The sequence below is a fragment of the Blastococcus sp. LR1 genome, from assembly GCF_020166105.1.
In the GTDB taxonomy this organism is placed as follows: domain Bacteria; phylum Actinomycetota; class Actinomycetes; order Mycobacteriales; family Geodermatophilaceae; genus Blastococcus.
In genome coordinates this window covers 330,003-346,497 of sequence record NZ_JAIUJY010000004.1, presented here as the reverse complement: position 1 = coordinate 346,497, position 16,495 = coordinate 330,003, and the positions used below count along the sequence as shown (strand labels likewise).

Below are 16,495 nucleotides of genomic sequence, written 5' to 3'. Positions count from 1 at the left end.
AGGCCTGCATGGGGCGGCCCATCGGGCGCGGGACGGGCATCCCCGGGCGGACGACGGTGGCTGCAGCGTGGCGCTGGGGCATGGTCATGTCTTCGTCTCCGGTACCTAGCTCACGTCGTGGCGCCGGCTTCCCCACCGGCAACTGAACACGCATGCGCTGGTACTGAGCGTAAGGGGACGGGCGTGACAGAAGCGATGGATGAAACGAACAGGCGGACCGGTCCGTCCTCGGCAGAACTACACGACTGCAACACGCGACACAGGCGTTCCGGCGCGTCCAGCGACACGGTGAAGAGCCGATCACGCAGCGTTCGTGAAATTCGCCCGGACAGGAGCTACTGTGTTCGCCCCGCTCCGCTGGGTGACGGTCGACGAGTCGACGTCACGACTTGTCGACTCCCAGCTCCACCGAGCGGGCGTGCGCGGCCTCGATGGCGGCGATCAGTGCCGCACGGACCCCGTGCCGCTCCAGCTCGCGGATCGCGGCGATCGTCGTCCCCCCGGGACTGGTGACCGCCTCCCGCAGCTGCACCGGGTGCTCCCCGGAGTCGCGCATCATCACGGCCGCGCCCAGGGCGGTCTGCACGATCAGGTCCGCGGCCAGCGCGCGCGGCAGCCCGAGCAGGATGCCGGCGTCCACCATGGCCTCGACCAGGAAGAAGAAGTAGGCCGGGCCACTGCCCGACAGCGCGGTGGCGGCGTCCTGCTGGGCCTCCGGCACGCGGCGCACCCGGCCCACGGCCGCCAGCAGCGCCTCCGCCTCGTCCAGGTCCGCCTCCCCCGCGTGCGCTCCCGGCGAGAGCACGCTCATGCCCTCGTCGACCAGCGCCGGGGTGTTGGGCATGACCCGCACCACCGGGACGCCCTCGGGGAGCGCCGCCTCGATGCGCGCCGTGGGCACGCCCGCGGCGATGGAGACCACGAGGTGCCCGGTGTCGACGTGCTCGGCGATCAGGCCGAGCAGCCCGTCGATGTCCTGCGGCTTGACCGCGAGCAGCAGCACCCGGGCACGCCCCGCGGCCCCCGCGAGGTCGACGGTGCCCACGCCGTAGCGATCGGCGAGCTCGCGCGCCCGCTCCTCGCTGCGCTCGCAGACGACGATCCCGTCCGGTCCGCCGCGGCGGACCAGCCCGGACAGCAGGGCCTCCCCCATCTTCCCGCCGCCGATGATCGCCAGCCCGCGCCGGCCAGGGGCGGTCACCGGGAGGCCCCGGGAACGGGCGGCTGCGTGCGGACGGCGGTGGGGTCTCCCCAGGGCATGACGTGCTCCCAGCTCTCGGGCGTGCGGCGGTTCCTGGCTCCCGAAACCGTAGTGCGCCCGGGTGTGTGCACTCGGGCGGCCGGGTAGCGCCGCCCCCATGGCAGGAGAACTGAGCGGGATGAGGGTGGCCGTGCTGGCCACCGACGGCGTGGAGCAGGTCGAGCTGGACCACCCCTGGCAGGCACTGGAGGAGGCCGGCGCGGAACCGGAGCTGATCTCGTTCAGCACCGGGACGATCACCGCCTACGAGCACATCGACAAGGGCGAGAAGCGCACGGTGCACACCGACCTCGGGTCGGCCGACCCCGACGACTACGCGGCGCTGGTCCTGCCCGGCGGCGTCATCAACGGGGACTTCGTGCGCGCCGACGCCGACGCGGTCACCTTCGTCAAGGCCTTCTTCGACGCCGGCAAGCCGGTGGCCGCGATCTGCCACGCGCCCTGGGTGCTCATCGAGGCCGACGTCGTCCGTGGCCGCCGGATGACCTCGTGGCCCTCGCTGCAGACCGACCTGCGCAACGCGGGCGCGAACTGGGTGGACGAGGAGGTCGTCGTGGACGGCAACCTGATCACCAGCCGCAACCCCGACGACCTGGACGCGTTCGGCGCGGCGATCGTCGAGGAGTTCGCCGGCGCGCGCGAGGAGGAGACGACCGACGCCTGACCCGAGAGGTCAGGAGGCGCCGAGCAGGTTGGCGGCCGGGGCGATGGTGAGCAGGGTGCCGGCGAAGACCAGCACCGCGAGCAACCGGGCACCGACCGGCTCGGCGCCCTGACGGTTCCGCCAGAGGTTGACACCGGCCACGAGGCCGGTGACCGCGAGCGGCGCCAGGAACATCGCCAGCCGCGGCACCATCTCCCACAGCACGGTCGCCGCGAAGTAGATGCCGACGCCGGCCGCCAGCGCGATCAGCAGTTCGCCACCGAAGCGCAGCCAGGCGAGTGCGCTCTCCTGCGGCGTGGCGTCGAGGTCGGTGTCGGGCAGGTCGTCGGCGCGGACGACCGGGATCGGGCCGGTGTGCGGGTGACTCTCGCGCGCCGGAGCCCGGCTGCTCCCCCGGCGCTCCTCGCGCTCGGTGGTCCGCCCCCCGGTGCGTGGCGCGGTGCGCTGGGCGCCGGCGGCCTCCGCCGCGCGGCGCAGCGGCGGTACCGGGGCCGACGGCTGCGGGACGCCGGGCTTGCGGTCGGGCCGCAGCCCGGGGATCGCGGCGGTCGACGGGCCGGCCGTCACATGGGGTGCCGGGCGGGACGGCCGTGCCTGCGCCGGCTTCGGCTCGGCGTCCTCGCGCCGTCGGCTGAACCCCGCGCGCTCGGCGGCCGCGGCGTCGCTGGCCCGCCGCTGCCGGATGCCGGTGTCGTCGTCGTCGAGACGACGCCGCCGTGCCTGCTGCCGGGCCGCGGACTCGACACCGGCCTCGCGCAGGATCTCGGCGAGAGACCGCCCGCCTGTGTCCGGGTTCCAGTCCGGTTCGGCCATCACGCCCCTCCCAACGAGTCCAGCCTGCGGAGGATGACACCCTCGCGCAACGCCCATGGACCGATCCGCACGCACGGTACGTCCAGCGCACGCAGAGTTGCGGCAGCGACAACAGCTCCAGCGGGAACCTGGTGCGCGCGGTCCGGCGAGACGCCCGGCAATTCGGCCAGTGCGGCGGACTCGATGCGGGACACGAACCCGACCACCTGGCCGAGTCCGACGGCGGTGAGCTGCCGCGACGCGCGCAGTCCGGCCGACGACGGGGCGGCTCCGGCGAGGCGGGCGAGGGTGCGGAACGTCTTGCTCGTGGCCACGACCAGGTCCGGCCGGCCGAGAGCGGCGATCTTCTCCGCCGCGGGCGCCAGCAGCTCGTCGGCGTAGGCGCGGAGCTCCTCGAGCGCGGCGAGGTCCGGCCGACCACCCTCCCGGGCGGACGGGAGGAAGCGACGGGTCATCCGGCCCGCCCCCAGGGGCAGCGAGAGCGCCACCTCGGGGTCCTCGTCGATCCCGGCCGCCAGCTCCAGGGAGCCGCCGCCGATGTCGAGGACCAGCAGCCGCCCGGCGCTCCAGCCGAACCAGCGCCGGACTGCGAGGAAGGTCAGCCGCGCCTCGTCCTCACCGCTGAGCACCTGCATCTCCACGCCGGTGCGCTCCCGGACCCGCTCCAGCACCTCGAGGCCGTTGCCCGCCTCGCGGATGGCAGAGGTCACCAGCGCCATGAACTCGTCGCAGCCCTGCTCCTCCGCCTGCGCGCAGGCCTCCTCGACCGCGGTGAGCAGCGCCTTCTCCCCCGCCTTGGACAGCAGATCGTCCGGGCCGACGTGCTCGGCCAGCCGCAGCACGGACTTGGCGTCGTGCATGGGCGTGGGGTGCGCGCCGCGGTGGGCGTCCACGACGAGGAGGTGCACCGTGTTCGAACCGACGTCCAGCACACCGAGTCGCATGGCCACAGTCTGCCTGGCCTCCTCCCTGCGCTCGCACCGAGCAGAGCGCGGCGTGCGGCGGAGGGGCCCTTCTACGCTGACCCGGTGGACGACGAACCCCCGGAAGAGGTCGGGCTGGACTTCCCCCGGGAGTGGGTGGAGTTCCCCGACCCGGCCGACCCGGAGCACGTCGTCCGGGCCGACCTGACCTGGCTCACGTCGGCGTGGACCTGCGTGTTCGGCCGCGGCTGCGCCGGCGTGGACGAGGGGCGACCGGACGACGGCTGCTGCAGCCACGGCGCCTTCTTCACCGACGAGGACGACCTCGACCGCGTCACTGCGGCGGTCGCCGATCTCGGCGACGAGGACTGGCAGCTCGCCCCCGTGGGCCGAGGGGCCTGGACCGAGGAGGATCGGGCTGAGGACGGGGTGGCCCCCGACGAGGACGACGGCGTCCGGTCACTGCGGACCCGCCGGGTGGACGGCGCCTGCGTGTTCCTGAACCGGCCCGGATTCGCGGGCGGCACCGGCTGCGCCCTGCACGCGATGGCGCTGCGCACCGGCGTGCACCCGCTGACGACCAAGCCCGACGTCTGCTGGCAGCTGCCGGTGCGCCGCGAGCAGGAGCACGTCGACCGGCCGGACGGCACCCGGGTGCTGGTCTCGAGCATCGGCGAGTTCGACCGCCGCGGCTGGGGCCCGGGCGGGCACGACCTGCACTGGTGGTGCACCGGGTCACCGACCGCGCACGTCGCCCCCGAGCCGCTGGTCGACACCTACGCCGCGGAGCTCACCGCGCTGCTCGGCGGCCCGGCCTACGCCGAGCTACGCCGGCTGACCCATCTCCGCCTCGACCAGGGCCTGATCGCTCCCCATCCGGCCAGCCCCCGTCCGGTGCCCGTCGAGCTGCACCGGCGTCGTCCTGGCGCCTGACCGGAAGGTCTGCCGGTAGGCCCGCGGGGAGACGCCGCGGCGCCGGGCGAACTGCTCCCGCAGGCCCGCCGCGGTGCCGAAGCCGACCAGCCGGGCGATCTCCTCGATGGAGGCGTCGCTGTTCTCCAGCAGCTGCTCGGCCGCCGCGAGCCGCTGGGCGAGCAGCCACGCGTGCGGCGTCGTCCCGGTGGTGGCCTTGAACCGCCGGGCGAAGCTGCGCGGGCTCATCAGCGCGCGCCGAGCGAGCACCTCGACGCTGATCTCGTCGGCCAGGTGCTTCTGCGTCCATTCGAGGACCGCGCCCAGCCGGTCGTCCTCGCACGCGGCGACGGGGGCGTCGATGAACTGCGCCTGGCCACCGTCGCGGTGCGGCGGCACCACCATCTCCCGCGCCAGCGAGTTCGCCGCGTTCGCGCCCCACTCACGCCGCACCAGGTGCAGCAGCGCGTCGACGCCGGCCGCCGTTCCGGCCCCGGTGATGATCTGCCCGTTGTCCACGTAGAGGACCGAGGGGTCGACCTCGAGCTGCGGGAAGCGGGCGGCCAGCTCGCCGGTCCACTTCCAGTGGGTGGTCACCCGCCGGCCGTCCAGCAGGCCGGCCGCGGCCAGGACGAAGACGCCGGTGCAGTGGCTGACGAGCAGCGCGCCGCGGGCGTGCGCGCGGCGGACGGCGTCGAGCAGCTGGGGCGAGGGCTGCGCGTCGAAGTCCTCCCAGGCGGTGATCAGCAGGATGTCGGACCGGTCCACGCGCTCGAGGTCGTGCTCGACGAGGATCCCGATGCCCGTGTCGGTCCGGCAGACGCCGGGGTGCTCCGCCGCGATCGCGAAGTCGAAGCGCGGCAGCCCGAGCCGCGTGCGCTCGTAGCCGAAGACCTCGTTGCAGACGCCGAGGCCGAACGGGGCGACGAGCCGGTCGGCGACGAGCACGGTGACGACCAGCGGCCGGTCCGGGAGAGCCATGACCGCATCATGGCAGGAAAACGACGCTAGTGGTCACTTCTGCCACTCGTTCGGTGTCGGGGGTCACGCCAGGCTTCTCCCATGTTGCTGATCACCTGCCCCGTCACCCGCACCGACGAGCTGGTCTCCGACCGGCGCATCACCGCGGTCACGAACCACCCGACGCACATCGCGCTGCACGTGGACTGCCCCTCCTGCGGCACCGTGCACGTCTACCGCACCGGCCGTCGCTGGACCGCGACGCAAGCCGCCCGGGCCGCTGCGGTCGGCGCTGTGGCTCGCCGTGCGGAGCAGTCCGTCCCGGCCTAGGCTCGAACACATGAGCGAATCGAACGAGAACACCGCGCCGGCCGCCTCGCCGGAGAAGGACCCGGCCGACTGGGTGACCGGGGAGGAGCCGGCCACCGGCCCCCAGAAGAGCTACCTGGAGACGCTGTCCCGCCAGTCCGACGAGGACGTCGACCCCGACTCCCTCACCAAGGCCGAGGCCTCGCAGAAGATCGACGACCTGAAGAACTGACGCTCCGGGCGCTTACGCCTCGAGCTTGTAGCCCAGGCCCCGCACCGTCAGCAGGTAGGTCGGGTTGGCGGGGTCGGGCTCGAGCTTGGCCCGCAGCCGCTTGACGTGGACGTCGAGGGTCTTGGTGTCGCCCACGTAGTCCGAGCCCCAGACCCGGTCGATCAGCTGCGACCGGGTGAGCACCCGCCCGGCGTTGCGCATCAGGAACTCGAGCAGGTCGAACTCCTTGAGCGGCAGCGCCACCTGCTCGCCGTCGACGGCGACGACGTGCCGTTCCACGTCCATCCGCACCGGGCCGGCGGTCAGCACGCCGTCGGACGGCGCGGGCTCGACGGTCTCCCCCCGTCGGCGCAGCACGGCCCGGATCCGCGCGACCAGCTCGCGCGCGGAGTACGGCTTGGTCACGTAGTCGTCGGCGCCGAGCTCCAGGCCCACGACCTTGTCGATCTCGCTGTCCTTGGCGGTCAGCATGATGATCGGCACGTTCCCGCGGGAACGCAGCGCCCGGCACACCTCGGTGCCCGAGAGGCCCGGCAGCATGAGGTCCAGCAGGACGATGTCGGCCCCGCCGCGGTCGTACTCCGCCAGGGCATCGGGACCGGTGGAGGCCACGACCGGGTCGAAGCCCTCGCGGCCCAGCATGTACGACAGCGCGTCGGAGAAGGACTCCTCGTCCTCGACGACCAGCACTCGGGTCATGAACGCTCGTTCTCCAGTGTCTGAGGAGTGGGGGTCTGCGGCATGGGGAGGGGGGCCGGGCCGACGGCCGGGTGGTCGGCGGGGCCGGCGAGCGGGATGCGCAGCGTGAAGGTGGAGCCGAGCCCCTCCTCGCTCCACACGCTCACCGAGCCGCCGTGGTTGCTGGCGACGTGCTTGACGATGGCGAGGCCCAGACCGGTGCCGCCGGTGCTGCTGGCCCGCGACTGGTCCACACGGTAGAAGCGTTCGAAGACGCGGTGCCGATCGGCCCGTGGGATCCCGATGCCGCTGTCGGTCACGGTGATCTCCGCGAATCCCGAGCGTGCCCGGGCGGCGACGGCGATCCGGCTCTCCCCCGCGCTGTAGGCCACGGCGTTGGCGAGCAGGTTGGTGACGGCGGTGGCCAGCTGGCTCTCCACGCCGCGGACCACCAGCTCCGGCTGCCCGCCCACCACGATGTCGAGCTTCTTGGCGCGGGCCGCGGTCCGGGTCCGGTCCACCGCTTCGGCGAGCACCCGGTCGACCTCCACCGGTCGCAGCTCGGGCAGCGGCTCCCCGCCCTGGAGCCGCGAGAGGTCGATCAGCTCGCGCACCACCCGGGCCAGACGGTCGGCCTCCACGGCGATCCGCCCGGCGAAGCGCTGCACCGCCTCCGGGTCGTCGGACGCCCCCTCGATCGCCTCGGCGAGGAGCGCCAGCGCCCCCACCGGCGTCTTCAGCTCGTGGCCGACGTTGGCGACGAAGTCCCGCCGCACCGCCTCGACCCGCCGCGCCTCGGTCACGTCCTGGAGCAGCAGGGCGACCGGGCCCGGCCGGGCCACCGTGCCGCTGTCCAGGCGCACGCCGTGCACGCCCACCAGCCGCGGCCCGGCGCCGACCAGGTCACCGGGCAGGCGGACGTCGGCCCGATGACTGCCGGTGCGTCGCACGTCGTGCGAGAGCGTCAGCAGCTCCGGGACGAGCAGCCGGTCGCCGCGCACGATGCCCAGCGCCCGCGCGGACGGGTTGGCCAGCAGGACGGCGTCGTCGGTGTCCACGAAGACGATCGCGGGGTCGATGAGGTCGACCAGCCGCCGGGTGAGCGCCGCCTCGGGCAGCGACGTCCTCGGATCGTCGTCGGAGACCCGGCCCAGGTCGGGTCGGGAGCGGATGATGACGGTGGCGGCCACCACCCCACCGAGGAGGAGGCCGACCACCAGGGCGACCAGCGGGCTCACGAGCCGAATGCTAGGTGCGGAACGGCTCGGGGGGCGCCCTCCCGCCAGGGTTCACCGCCCGGACGGGTCAGAGTTCACCGGAGGGTGGGCAGTCGTTCACCTGACGGCGACCGAGCGGCTCCCGGCCCCGCCTAGCGTCGTCCGAGAACACCGACGAGAGGGACGACCGTGCGCGACAGCTACCACGAGGAACTCGACGACATCAACGCCTGCCTGGTGGGGATGGCGAACGCGGTCGGCTCGCAGATGAGCACCGCAACCACCGCGCTCCTCGACGCCGACGTCGAACTCGCCGACCGGGTCATCGCCGGCGACGAGGCGATCGACGCGACCCGCGAGAGCATCGAGCAGCGGACCTTCACCCTGCTCGCGCGCCAGCAACCGGTCGCCGGCGACCTCCGCACGATCACGACCGCGATGCGCATCGTGAGCGACCTGGAGCGCATGGGAGACCTCGCTGCGCACATCGCGAAGGTGGCCCGCATGCGGTTCCCCGACCACGCGGTGCCGCAGGAGGTGCGCCCCTCGTTCCTCGAGGCCGGCAACGTGGCGGAGCTGCTGATCACCAAGACCGCCACCGTGATCGCCAAGAGCGACGTCGCGGCGGCGGAGGAGCTCGAGACCGACGACGACGCCATGGACCGCATCCACAGCGGCCTGTTCCGGCAGCTGCTCAGCGACGAGTGGCCGCACGGCATCGAGTCGGCGATCGACATCACCCTGCTCGGCCGGTACTACGAGCGCTTCGCCGACCACGCGGTGAGCGTCGCCCGCCGGGTCCGCTACCTGGTCACCGGCGAGCGGTACGTCACCGAGGTCACCACCCAGTGATCCGTCGTCCTCCGGACGACACCGCGGCCAGGAGCCGTCCCCTGCTGCGCTGAGCCGCTCGGCCTCGTCGCAGGGGCCCGCGCCGAGCGTCAGCGAGGCGTGGGGGGCGACGAGGTCCTTCTCCTACTTCTTGCCCTGGTTCTTCACGGCTTCGATGGCGGCTGCGGCGGCCGCGGGGTCCAGGTACTGGCCGCCGGGGTTCGTCGGGCGCAGGTCGGCGTCGAGGTCGTAGCGCAGCGGCACACCCGTCGGGATGTTGAGCCCGACGACCTCGTCGTCGCCCATGCCGTCGAGGTGCTTCACCAGGGCGCGCAAGCTGTTGCCGTGCGCCGCGACGAGCACGGTCTTCCCCGCGCGGAGGTCCGGCACGATCGCGTCGTACCAGTACGGCAGCATCCGGACGACGACGTCCTTGAGGCACTCGGTGGCCGGCCGCGCCTCCGGCGGGAGGAACGCGTAGCGCACGTCGGCGTCCTGGGAGAACTCGTCGCCGGCGGCGATCGGCGGCGGCGGGGTGTCGTAGGACCGGCGCCACGTCATGAACTGTTCCTCGCCGTACTCGGCGAGGGTGGCCGCCTTGTCCTTGCCCTGCAGCGCGCCGTAGTGCCGCTCGTTGAGCCGCCACGAGCGCTTCACCGGGATCCACTGCCGGTCGGCCGCGGCCAGCGCCAGCTCGGCGGTGGTGATCGCGCGCTTCATCAGCGAGGTGTGCAGCACGTCGGGCAGCAGGTCGTTCTCGACCAGCAGCTCGCCCCCACGCGCGGCCTCGGCGCGCCCCTTCTCCGTGAGCGACACGTCCACCCAGCCGGTGAAGAGGTTGGCCTTGTTCCACTCGCTCTCGCCGTGGCGGAGCAGCACCAGCGTTCCCGTCGAGGTCGTCACGGCGATCATCCTGCCCGACCGCTCCGCCGCAGGCAGGCCGGGTGTCAGGCGACCGGCCGGCCGCCGACCTCCCGCCGCGCGCGGTGCACCGCGGCCGCGACGATCTCGCCGGCCCGGTGGAGCTGCTCCTCGGTGTGGGTCGCCATGACGGCCAGCCGGAGGATCCCCTTCCCCCGCGGCACGGCGGGATAGCCCCCCACCGCGTTGGTGTAGACGCCGTCGTCGAAGGCCAGGCGCCAGGCGGCGCCGGTCACCTCCGCGTCACCACTCACCTCAGCGTTGCCGGTCGGGACCGCGACCACCGCGCCCCCGCCGACGATCGAGGGCGTGCCGGAGTCGGCCAGCACCCGGCGCAGCAGCGCGCAGTTCTCCTGCAGCCGCACGACCCGCTCGGGCTCCGCGCGCAGGATGCGCACCGAGGTCAGCGCGGCGGCGACGGAGGACGGGTCGTTGGCCGCGCTGAAGACGTAGGGCATGGCGCCGGCGCGGATGCCGTCCGCCGCCGCACGCGTCGTCATGATCGCGCCGCCGACGCTGGCCAGTGACTTGCTCAGCGCGATCGTCACGGCGTCCACCCGGTCCAGGACGTCCAGCGCCTCTGCGGTGCCGAGGCCCGTCTCGCCCAGCACGCCCAACCCGTGCGCCTCGTCGACGATCAACCGGGCGCCGTAGCGCGCGCAGAGTTCGGTGATCTCGACCAGCGGCGCGAGCTCGCCGGTCATCGAGTAGACGCCGTCCACCACGACGACGACGCCCGCCCGCGGGTCCAGCCGCTCCAGCCGCCGGGCCAGGGAGCTCACGTCGTTGTGCCCCCAGCGCGAGACGGAGCCCCGGCTGGCCGCCGCCGCCGCGTGCAGGCTCGCGTGCACGTGCGAGTCGACGAGCAGGACGTCGTCGGCGGTGCAGATGCTGGAGAGCAGCGCGACGTTGGCGTTGACGCCCGAGGATGTGAGGACGGCGTCCTCGGTGCCGTAGAAGTCGGCGAGCTCCGCCTCCAGCTCCAGGTGCAGCTTCGTGGTGCCGTTGAGCACCCGGCTGCCGGAGGTGCTGGTGCCGAACCGGCGCAGCGCGGCCCCGGCCGCCTCGACGACCCGCGGGTCCCCCGCGAGGCCGAGGTAGTTGCCGGTGCCGAGGTTGATCCGCTCCCGACCGTCGGCGTAGCGGGTGACCGGCAGCGGCGCGCCGTCGGTCGGGACGGCGAGGGCGCCTCGACCCGGGTGCTCCGGGTCGCGGTTCATCGCCGCGAGCGGGTTGTCGTGCAGCGGCGCGAACGGATCGCGGCGTCCCCGCAGGCCTTCGGTCGCATCGACTCGGGCGGCGGTCAGGCCCTCGGTCACAGCTCTTCTCCCACGCTTGCGCCCGCCCGGGTTCCCCTACCCCGCACGGTGACCCGGCCAGCCTGTGCGGATGGTGACCGAGCGTCAACACTGCGGGATCGCTTCACCTCAATGGGTGCTCGACGTCACCCGTTCGCGGCCTGGGCGCCAGATCAGGACCACGACGGCGGCGAGCACCGCCGCGGCGGCGGTCCCGATGGCGGTGACGTGCATGGCGGAGACGAACGCGTCGCGCGCCGGCTCGATCACCGAGGCCGCGGCGGCCGCGGCCTCGGACCCGCCCTCGGCCTGCACCCGCCGGACGACCTCCAGGGTCGCGACGATCGACTCGTTCGCCTCCTCCCGGACGTCCGCGGGCAGTGCCTCGGCCGTGCTGCCCAACCGCGCCGCGTACACGCCGGAGAGCAGCGAGCCGAGGATGGCGACGCCGAGCGCCCCGCCGACCTGGCGCACGGAGTTGTTCACCGCCGCGCCCGCGCCGGCCTTCTCGCGCGGCACGACGGACATGATCGACTCGGTGGCCGGCGCCATGACGCTGCCCATGCCGACCCCCTGCACAGCGAGGACGGCGAGCAGCACCCACACCGGCGTCGACAGCTGGAACAGCTGCACACCGGCGAACGAGAGCGCGATGAGCAGGAACCCGAAGGCGCAGACCGCCTTGGCCCCGAAGCGCTCGGCGAGCCCGGAGCTCAGCGGCGCCATGACCGCCATCCCCAGCGCCACCGGGATCAGCACCGCACCGCTCTCCAGCGGGCTGAAGCCGCGCACCCCCTGCAGGTAGAACACCAGGTAGAAGGTCGCACCCAGCAGCGCGAAGAAGTTCAGCCCCAGTGCCCCGGCGGCCGCGGAGAAGGCCGGATTGCGGAACAGCGAGACGTCGAGGGCCGGGTGCGCCGAACGGCGCTGCAGCCAGACGAACAGCGCCAGCAGCGCGAGCCCACCGAGCAGCGGCACCAGCACGCCCGGCGTCGTCCAGCCCTCTCCCCCGCCGCCGCGGATGATCCCGTAGACCAGCCCGGCGAGCGCCGCGATCGACAGCAGGACGCCCGGGATGTCCAGCCGGCCGGGGTCGGGATCGCGGGACTCGGGGACGAGCGTGGACACCGCGACGATCCCGAGCAGCGCGACGGGGACGCCGACGAGGAAGACCGCCCCCCACCAGAAGTGCTCGAGCACCGCACCCCCGGCCAGCGGCCCGCCGGCGACGGCGATCCCCGCGGTGCCGGCCCAGACGCCGATCGCGCGGCCCCGCTCACCGGGCGGGAAGACGTTGGTGATGACGGCGAGCGTCGTCGGCTGGACGGCGGCTCCGCCGATGCCCATGGCCGCGCGCCAGGCGATCAGCTCCAGCGCGCTGTCGCTCAGCGCGGCCATCACCGACGCCACGGCGAAGATGCTCAGCCCGATGAGCAGGACCCGGCGGCGGCCGATCCGGTCGCCGATGACGCCCCACGAGAACAGCAGGCCGGCGAACACCAGGATGTAGGCGTCCACGACCCACTGCAGCTCGCCCTGGGTGGCACCCAGCTCGCGCTGCAGCGTGGGGATGGCGACGTTGAGGATCGTGTTGCCCATGATCACGACGAGCAGGCAGACCGTCATCGTGGCCAGCACCCACCACCGCCGGGCGTAGCCGGGGCGCTCGTCCTGGCCGGGCGGCACCGCGCCCGGCTGCGACTTCTCCGTCGCCGTCACGCCTCGGGCTGGTCGGTCTGGCGGTGGGCGGGGTCGGCGAAGGCGGCGAACGCCTCCAGGTTGCGCAGCGACTCCCCGCGCTTGACCCGCCAGTCCCACTCGCGGCGGATCGAGGTGCCGAAGCCGATCTCCAGCATGGTGTTGAAGTGGTCGTCGGCGTAGCTCAGCACCGCGCCGAGCAACCGGTCGAGCTCCTCGGGGGTGACGGCGGCGTGCGGCAGCCGGCCGGTCAGGTAGACGTCCCCGACGGCGTCGATGGAGTAGGAGACGCCGTACATGCGGGCGTTGTGCTGCAGCAGGTAGGTCCACAGCTGCTCGCGGTTCTCGTCGGGCTGACGGCAGACGAAGGCCTCCAGCCGCAGCGAGTGCTCCCCCACGATCAGGCCGCAGACCGTCTTGAGCTTCTTGGTGCCCGGCAGGTCGACCAGCCAGGTGCCGGGGCTGGGGTGCTCGTGCACCAGCTCGCTGTCGCGCAGCGTCTGGTCGATGACGGCGTCGAGCTCGGCTGTGCTCCGCGCCCCGGCGGATCGGTTCATCGGGCGACCTCCAGGCCCGGCAGCGCGCGCAGCGGCCCGCCCGCACGCCGAGCCGGACGAGCCGGTGCCGCGGCCATGTCGACGGCGGCCGAGGCGTAGGCGTCGACCAGGGCGTCCACGGTGCGCTCCCAGGAGAACAGGCCGGCGTGCCGGCGGGCGCCCGCGGCCAGCAGCTCCCGGCGGGCCAGCACGGCCCGCACCGCGACGGCGTAGTCGGCCGGGTCGTGGCCGGGGACCAGGACGCCGGAGACGCCGTCGCGCACCGCCGTCGGCAGCCCGCCCACGGCGGCGGCGACCACGGGGGTCCCGCAGGCCTGCGACTCCAGGGCGACCAGCCCGAAGGACTCGTTGTGGCTGGGCACGACGGTCACGTCTGCGGCGCGGTAGAAGTGCGCCAGGAGCTCGGGCGGCTGCGGTGGGTGGAAGCGGACGACGTCGGTGATCCCGAGGCCGGCGGCCAGCTGCTCGAGCTGGCGCGGGGCGTCCAGGCCGCTGCCGCTGGGGGCGCCGACCACGTGCACCTGGAGCCGGGTCCGCAGCGCCGGGTCGTCGGCGAGCAGCCGGGCGGCGGTGTGCAGCAGGACGTCGGGGGCCTTGAGCGGCTGGATGCGGCCGACGAACAGCAGCACGACGGCGTCGTCGGGAACGCCGACCTCACGGCGGGACGCCGTCCGGCTGCCCGGGGCGAACCGGTCCAGGTCGACCCCCGGCGGGACGACGAGCGTGCGCGCGGGGTCGGCGCCGTAGAGGCGGACGAGCTGGCGCGCCTCCTCGTCGGTGTTGGCGATCAGCCGGTCGGCCTCGGCCACGACCTGCTGCTCGCCGATCACGCGGGAGCGCGGCTCGGGGCGGTCACCGACCGCCAGCGCCTCGTTCTTGACCTTGGCCAGGGTGTGCGCGGTGTGGATCAGCGGCACGCTCCACCGGTCACGGGCCAGCCAGCCGACCTGGCCCGACAGCCAGTAGTGGGAGTGCACGACGTCGTAGTAGCCCGGCTCGTGCTGGGCCTCCTCGCGCAGCACCGCCGCCGTGAAGGCGCACAGCTGGGCGGGGAGCTCCTCCTTGCCCAGGCCCTCGAACGGGCCGGCGCTGACGTGCCGCACGGTGACGCCGGGGCTCATCTCGACGACCGGCGGGAGATCGCTGGAGGTGGCGCGGGTGAAGACGTCGACGGCGATGCCGCGCGCGGCCAGCCGGCGGGAGACCTCGACGATGTAGACGTTCATGCCGCCGGCGTCGCCCGCGCCGGGCTGGTCGAGCGGGCTGGTGTGCACCGAGAGCGTCGCCACGCGCCGGGGCAGGCCGGAGCCGGGGGTGCGGCGAGCGGGCACCTACGACCTCCCGCTCTGTGCTGTTCCGGTGCGAGGACGCACCCCTGTCTCCTGTCCATCCTGCAACAGCGGGAGGATGGCCCGCATGCCCGACCCCGCAGACTCCACCCGGTCCGACTACCGCTCGCAGCCCGGCCGGGGGCGCACCGCCGTCGTCACCGGCGCCTCGAGCGGCATCGGCGCCGCGACCGCCGCCCGTCTGGTCGCGGAGGGCTTCGACGTCGTCGTGGCCGCCCGCCGGGTCGACCGGCTCGAGGAGCTGGCGTCCTCGATCGGGGCGCGGGCCGTGGCGCTGGACATCACCGACGCCGACTCGGTCGCTGCCTTCGCCGCGTCGCTGGACCGGGTCGACGTGCTGGTCAACAACGCCGGTGGGGCCTTCGACGCCAACCGCGTCGCCGACGCCGACCTCGACTCCTGGGCGCGCACCTACGACGTGAACGTGCTGGGCACGGTGCGGCTGACCAAGGCCCTGCTGCCGGCGCTGCGCGCATCCGGGGCCGGCGACGTGCTGTTCGTGAGCTCGACCGCCGCGCTCGCCAGCTACGAGGGCGGGGCGTCGTACACGTCGGCCAAGCACGGCGTGCACACGCTGGCGGAGACGCTGCGGCTGGAGCTGAACGGCGAGCCGGTCCGGGTGCTGGAGATCGCGCCCGGGATGGTGCGCACCGAGGAGTTCTCGCTGAACCGGCTGCAGTCGCAGGAGAAGGCGGACGCCGTCTACCGCGGCGTGCGGGAACCGCTGACGGCCGAGGACGTCGCTGACTGCATCGCCTGGGCCGTCACGCGGCCGCACCACGTGAACATCGACCTGCTGGTGGTCCGCCCCCTGGCGCAGGCGAGCAACTACAAGGTCGCCCGGGAGTCCTGACCTCGCCGCGGCCCGACCGTGTGCACGGTTGTGCCGTTCCGACGCCGCAACCTGCACATCAGCGCACACCGTCGTCGCACGGCGGCCGCACAGCGGGCACCGAGCTGGCGGAGGCGCGTCGGGGCTGTGTCGTGGGGCGCACACACCGCGCCTGGCCCTGACCGGCACCGTGGTCGGAGTGCTCCTCCTCGTCCGAGGCGTGGGGGTGGAGGTCCTGATGCTCGCCGGGCCTACGACGGAAACGCCGCGATATCCGCCGAGCAGCCTCACCGGCCCTGACGCCTGAGCGGACGCATCACCGCCCCGACGGCCGGCGCGCCCACGCACGCAGGGCAGCCTCCGTCCGGGCGAGTGCGGACTCCGAATTCTGCACGGTGGTCCAGTCCCGCTCGCCGGCCACGCGGACGGCGAGCAGCTCCCAGCTCTCGCAGACGCGGGTCCCGTCGAGCAGGAACGCGTGCACGCCCCAGCTCCAGACCCCGCGGTCGTCGAGTCCGCGGGTGACGCCGATGTCCAGGCCCGGCAGCGCCGCCTCGTACCGGGACACCATCGCCTCGGCCTCCTCGACCGCCTGCTGCAGGACGGCGTCCCACAGTCGCTGCTCCGCGGACCGCCTTTCCTCGCGCGGAACGGCGCGGTCCTTCAGCCGGGCGCTGAACGAGGCCAGGGGCCGCGGCCGCCGGCGCGTGCGGCGGTCGAACACCCGGGCGCGGTCGAGCGCCGCCTCCAGGGAGGCACCGCGCAGCGGCGGGAGGTCCGGCGCCCAGCGAGCGGTGGCGGCGTTGAGGTGATCGGTGAGGCCTTCGACATCCGGGCCGTCCGAGTCGGCCACGAGGACGATCGCGCCGGCGCGGTCCTCGGCGCGGAATCGGTGGCCCCGGCGGTCGAACACGGCCACGACCTCGCCCGCGTACCCCGGCTCGATGTCGAACGCATCCGGCCCGGGGAGGACGTCGACCCATCCGTCGTCGTCGACCAGCACAGCCGGCCAGACCGGCCACGCCTGGTGCCCTGCCACG

Annotated in this window: 18 protein-coding genes; 6 read left to right on the top strand and 12 right to left on the bottom strand. The window is 73.8% G+C overall.

The features are described from left to right. Positions 1-382: 382 nt before the first annotated feature. Positions 383-1,201, bottom strand: coding sequence for a pyrroline-5-carboxylate reductase (proC, locus tag LBW97_RS13595; RefSeq protein WP_224499905.1), 819 nt, complete (start codon positions 1,199-1,201; stop codon positions 383-385). A 157-nt stretch (positions 1,202-1,358) separates the two neighbouring features. Here proC and LBW97_RS13590 point away from each other — a divergent pair, with 157 nt between their 5' ends. Continuing rightward, complete coding sequence (locus LBW97_RS13590; RefSeq protein WP_224499904.1) at positions 1,359-1,925, top strand: type 1 glutamine amidotransferase domain-containing protein; 567 nt, start codon at positions 1,359-1,361, stop codon at positions 1,923-1,925. Positions 1,926-1,934: 9 nt separating this feature from the next. On the opposite strand, the gene LBW97_RS13585 is transcribed toward LBW97_RS13590, so the two are convergent. Together LBW97_RS13585 and LBW97_RS13580 are read right to left on the bottom strand one after the other, a co-directional pair. Continuing rightward, positions 1,935-2,738, bottom strand: coding sequence for a hypothetical protein (locus LBW97_RS13585; RefSeq protein WP_224499903.1), 804 nt, complete (start codon positions 2,736-2,738; stop codon positions 1,935-1,937). Further along, positions 2,738-3,682, bottom strand: a complete 945-nt coding sequence (locus LBW97_RS13580) for a hypothetical protein (RefSeq protein WP_224499902.1) — start codon at positions 3,680-3,682, stop codon at positions 2,738-2,740. The genes LBW97_RS13585 and LBW97_RS13580 overlap by 1 nt, the downstream gene beginning before the upstream one ends. An 84-nt stretch (positions 3,683-3,766) precedes the next feature. Here LBW97_RS13580 and LBW97_RS13575 point away from each other — a divergent pair, with 84 nt between their 5' ends. Continuing rightward, a complete protein-coding gene (locus LBW97_RS13575; protein WP_224499901.1) occupies positions 3,767-4,594 on the top strand; it encodes a hypothetical protein in 828 nt (275 codons plus the stop codon). Here LBW97_RS13575 and LBW97_RS13570 read toward each other — a convergent pair. Further along, positions 4,487-5,554, bottom strand: a complete 1,068-nt coding sequence (locus LBW97_RS13570; protein WP_224499900.1) for a helix-turn-helix domain-containing protein — start codon at positions 5,552-5,554, stop codon at positions 4,487-4,489. The two genes, LBW97_RS13575 and LBW97_RS13570, sit on opposite strands and share 108 nt — an antisense overlap. Positions 5,555-5,635: 81 nt before the next feature. On the opposite strand from LBW97_RS13570, the gene LBW97_RS13565 reads away from it, so the two are divergent. Continuing rightward, positions 5,636-5,863, top strand: a complete 228-nt coding sequence (locus LBW97_RS13565) for a hypothetical protein (RefSeq protein WP_224499899.1) — start codon at positions 5,636-5,638, stop codon at positions 5,861-5,863. Positions 5,864-5,873: 10 nt separating this feature from the next. Next, the gene (locus tag LBW97_RS13560) at positions 5,874-6,074 is read left to right on the top strand and encodes a DUF3072 domain-containing protein (RefSeq protein WP_224499898.1); all 201 of its coding nucleotides are present in this window, start codon (positions 5,874-5,876) and stop codon (positions 6,072-6,074) included. Positions 6,075-6,086: 12 nt separating this feature from the next. Here LBW97_RS13560 and LBW97_RS13555 read toward each other — a convergent pair whose 3' ends face one another. Continuing rightward, complete coding sequence (locus tag LBW97_RS13555; protein ID WP_224499897.1) at positions 6,087-6,773, bottom strand: response regulator transcription factor; 687 nt, start codon at positions 6,771-6,773, stop codon at positions 6,087-6,089. Further along, positions 6,770-7,990: a cell wall metabolism sensor histidine kinase WalK gene (locus LBW97_RS13550; protein ID WP_224499896.1), complete on the bottom strand. Its 1,221-nt coding sequence runs from the start codon at positions 7,988-7,990 to the stop codon at positions 6,770-6,772. The genes LBW97_RS13555 and LBW97_RS13550 overlap by 4 nt, the downstream gene beginning before the upstream one ends. 168 nt (positions 7,991-8,158) lie before the next feature. Here LBW97_RS13550 and phoU point away from each other — a divergent pair, with 168 nt between their 5' ends. Further along, positions 8,159-8,821: a phosphate signaling complex protein PhoU gene (gene phoU, locus LBW97_RS13545; RefSeq protein ID WP_224499895.1), complete on the top strand. Its 663-nt coding sequence runs from the start codon at positions 8,159-8,161 to the stop codon at positions 8,819-8,821. A gap of 123 nt (positions 8,822-8,944) precedes the next feature. Here phoU and LBW97_RS13540 read toward each other — a convergent pair whose 3' ends face one another. The 5 genes from LBW97_RS13540 to mshA all read right to left on the bottom strand — a co-directional run bounded on the left by LBW97_RS13540 (position 8,945) and on the right by mshA (position 14,605). Further along, the gene (locus LBW97_RS13540) at positions 8,945-9,712 is read right to left on the bottom strand and encodes a phosphoglyceromutase (RefSeq protein WP_224499894.1); all 768 of its coding nucleotides are present in this window, start codon (positions 9,710-9,712) and stop codon (positions 8,945-8,947) included. 35 nt (positions 9,713-9,747) lie between these two features. Next, the gene (locus LBW97_RS13535; RefSeq protein ID WP_224499893.1) at positions 9,748-11,040 is read right to left on the bottom strand and encodes an aminotransferase class I/II-fold pyridoxal phosphate-dependent enzyme; all 1,293 of its coding nucleotides are present in this window, start codon (positions 11,038-11,040) and stop codon (positions 9,748-9,750) included. A gap of 108 nt (positions 11,041-11,148) precedes the next feature. Further along, entirely contained in the window at positions 11,149-12,738 is a 1,590-nt protein-coding gene (locus tag LBW97_RS13530; protein ID WP_224499892.1) for an MFS transporter, read from the bottom strand. Continuing rightward, positions 12,735-13,274 carry a YbjN domain-containing protein gene (locus LBW97_RS13525; RefSeq protein ID WP_224499891.1) on the bottom strand — a complete coding sequence of 180 codons (540 nt, stop codon included), beginning with the start codon at positions 13,272-13,274 and terminating at the stop codon, positions 12,735-12,737. Before LBW97_RS13525 ends, LBW97_RS13530 begins: the two co-directional genes overlap by 4 nt. Then, positions 13,271-14,605 (bottom strand): D-inositol-3-phosphate glycosyltransferase, encoded by a 1,335-nt coding sequence (mshA, locus tag LBW97_RS13520; protein ID WP_224499890.1) that lies wholly within the window; start codon positions 14,603-14,605, stop codon positions 13,271-13,273. The genes LBW97_RS13525 and mshA overlap by 4 nt, the downstream gene beginning before the upstream one ends. An 85-nt stretch (positions 14,606-14,690) precedes the next feature. On the opposite strand from mshA, the gene LBW97_RS13515 reads away from it, so the two are divergent. Next, positions 14,691-15,476: an SDR family oxidoreductase gene (locus tag LBW97_RS13515; RefSeq protein WP_224499889.1), complete on the top strand. Its 786-nt coding sequence runs from the start codon at positions 14,691-14,693 to the stop codon at positions 15,474-15,476. Between the two features lie 295 nt (positions 15,477-15,771). On the opposite strand, the gene LBW97_RS13510 is transcribed toward LBW97_RS13515, so the two are convergent. Further along, entirely contained in the window at positions 15,772-16,494 is a 723-nt protein-coding gene (locus LBW97_RS13510; protein ID WP_224499888.1) for a hypothetical protein, read from the bottom strand. Between the last annotated feature and the right edge of the window lies 1 nt (position 16,495).

Excerpts from the sequence above, each read along its gene's own strand:
- LBW97_RS13590 (WP_224499904.1), top strand. The coding sequence starts at position 1,359 with ATGGCAGGAGAACTGAGCGGGATGAGGGTGGCCGTGCTGGCCACCGAC.
- LBW97_RS13585 (WP_224499903.1), bottom strand. The coding sequence starts at position 2,738 with ATGGCCGAACCGGACTGGAACCCGGACACAGGCGGGCGGTCTCTCGCC.
- LBW97_RS13580 (WP_224499902.1), bottom strand. The coding sequence starts at position 3,682 with ATGCGACTCGGTGTGCTGGACGTCGGTTCGAACACGGTGCACCTCCTC.
- LBW97_RS13570 (WP_224499900.1), bottom strand. The coding sequence starts at position 5,554 with ATGGCTCTCCCGGACCGGCCGCTGGTCGTCACCGTGCTCGTCGCCGAC.
- LBW97_RS13565 (WP_224499899.1), top strand. The coding sequence starts at position 5,636 with ATGTTGCTGATCACCTGCCCCGTCACCCGCACCGACGAGCTGGTCTCC.
- LBW97_RS13560 (WP_224499898.1), top strand. The coding sequence starts at position 5,874 with ATGAGCGAATCGAACGAGAACACCGCGCCGGCCGCCTCGCCGGAGAAG.
- LBW97_RS13555 (WP_224499897.1), bottom strand. The coding sequence starts at position 6,773 with ATGACCCGAGTGCTGGTCGTCGAGGACGAGGAGTCCTTCTCCGACGCG.
- LBW97_RS13540 (WP_224499894.1), bottom strand. The coding sequence starts at position 9,712 with ATGATCGCCGTGACGACCTCGACGGGAACGCTGGTGCTGCTCCGCCAC.
- LBW97_RS13525 (WP_224499891.1), bottom strand. The coding sequence starts at position 13,274 with ATGAACCGATCCGCCGGGGCGCGGAGCACAGCCGAGCTCGACGCCGTC.
- LBW97_RS13515 (WP_224499889.1), top strand. The coding sequence starts at position 14,691 with ATGCCCGACCCCGCAGACTCCACCCGGTCCGACTACCGCTCGCAGCCC.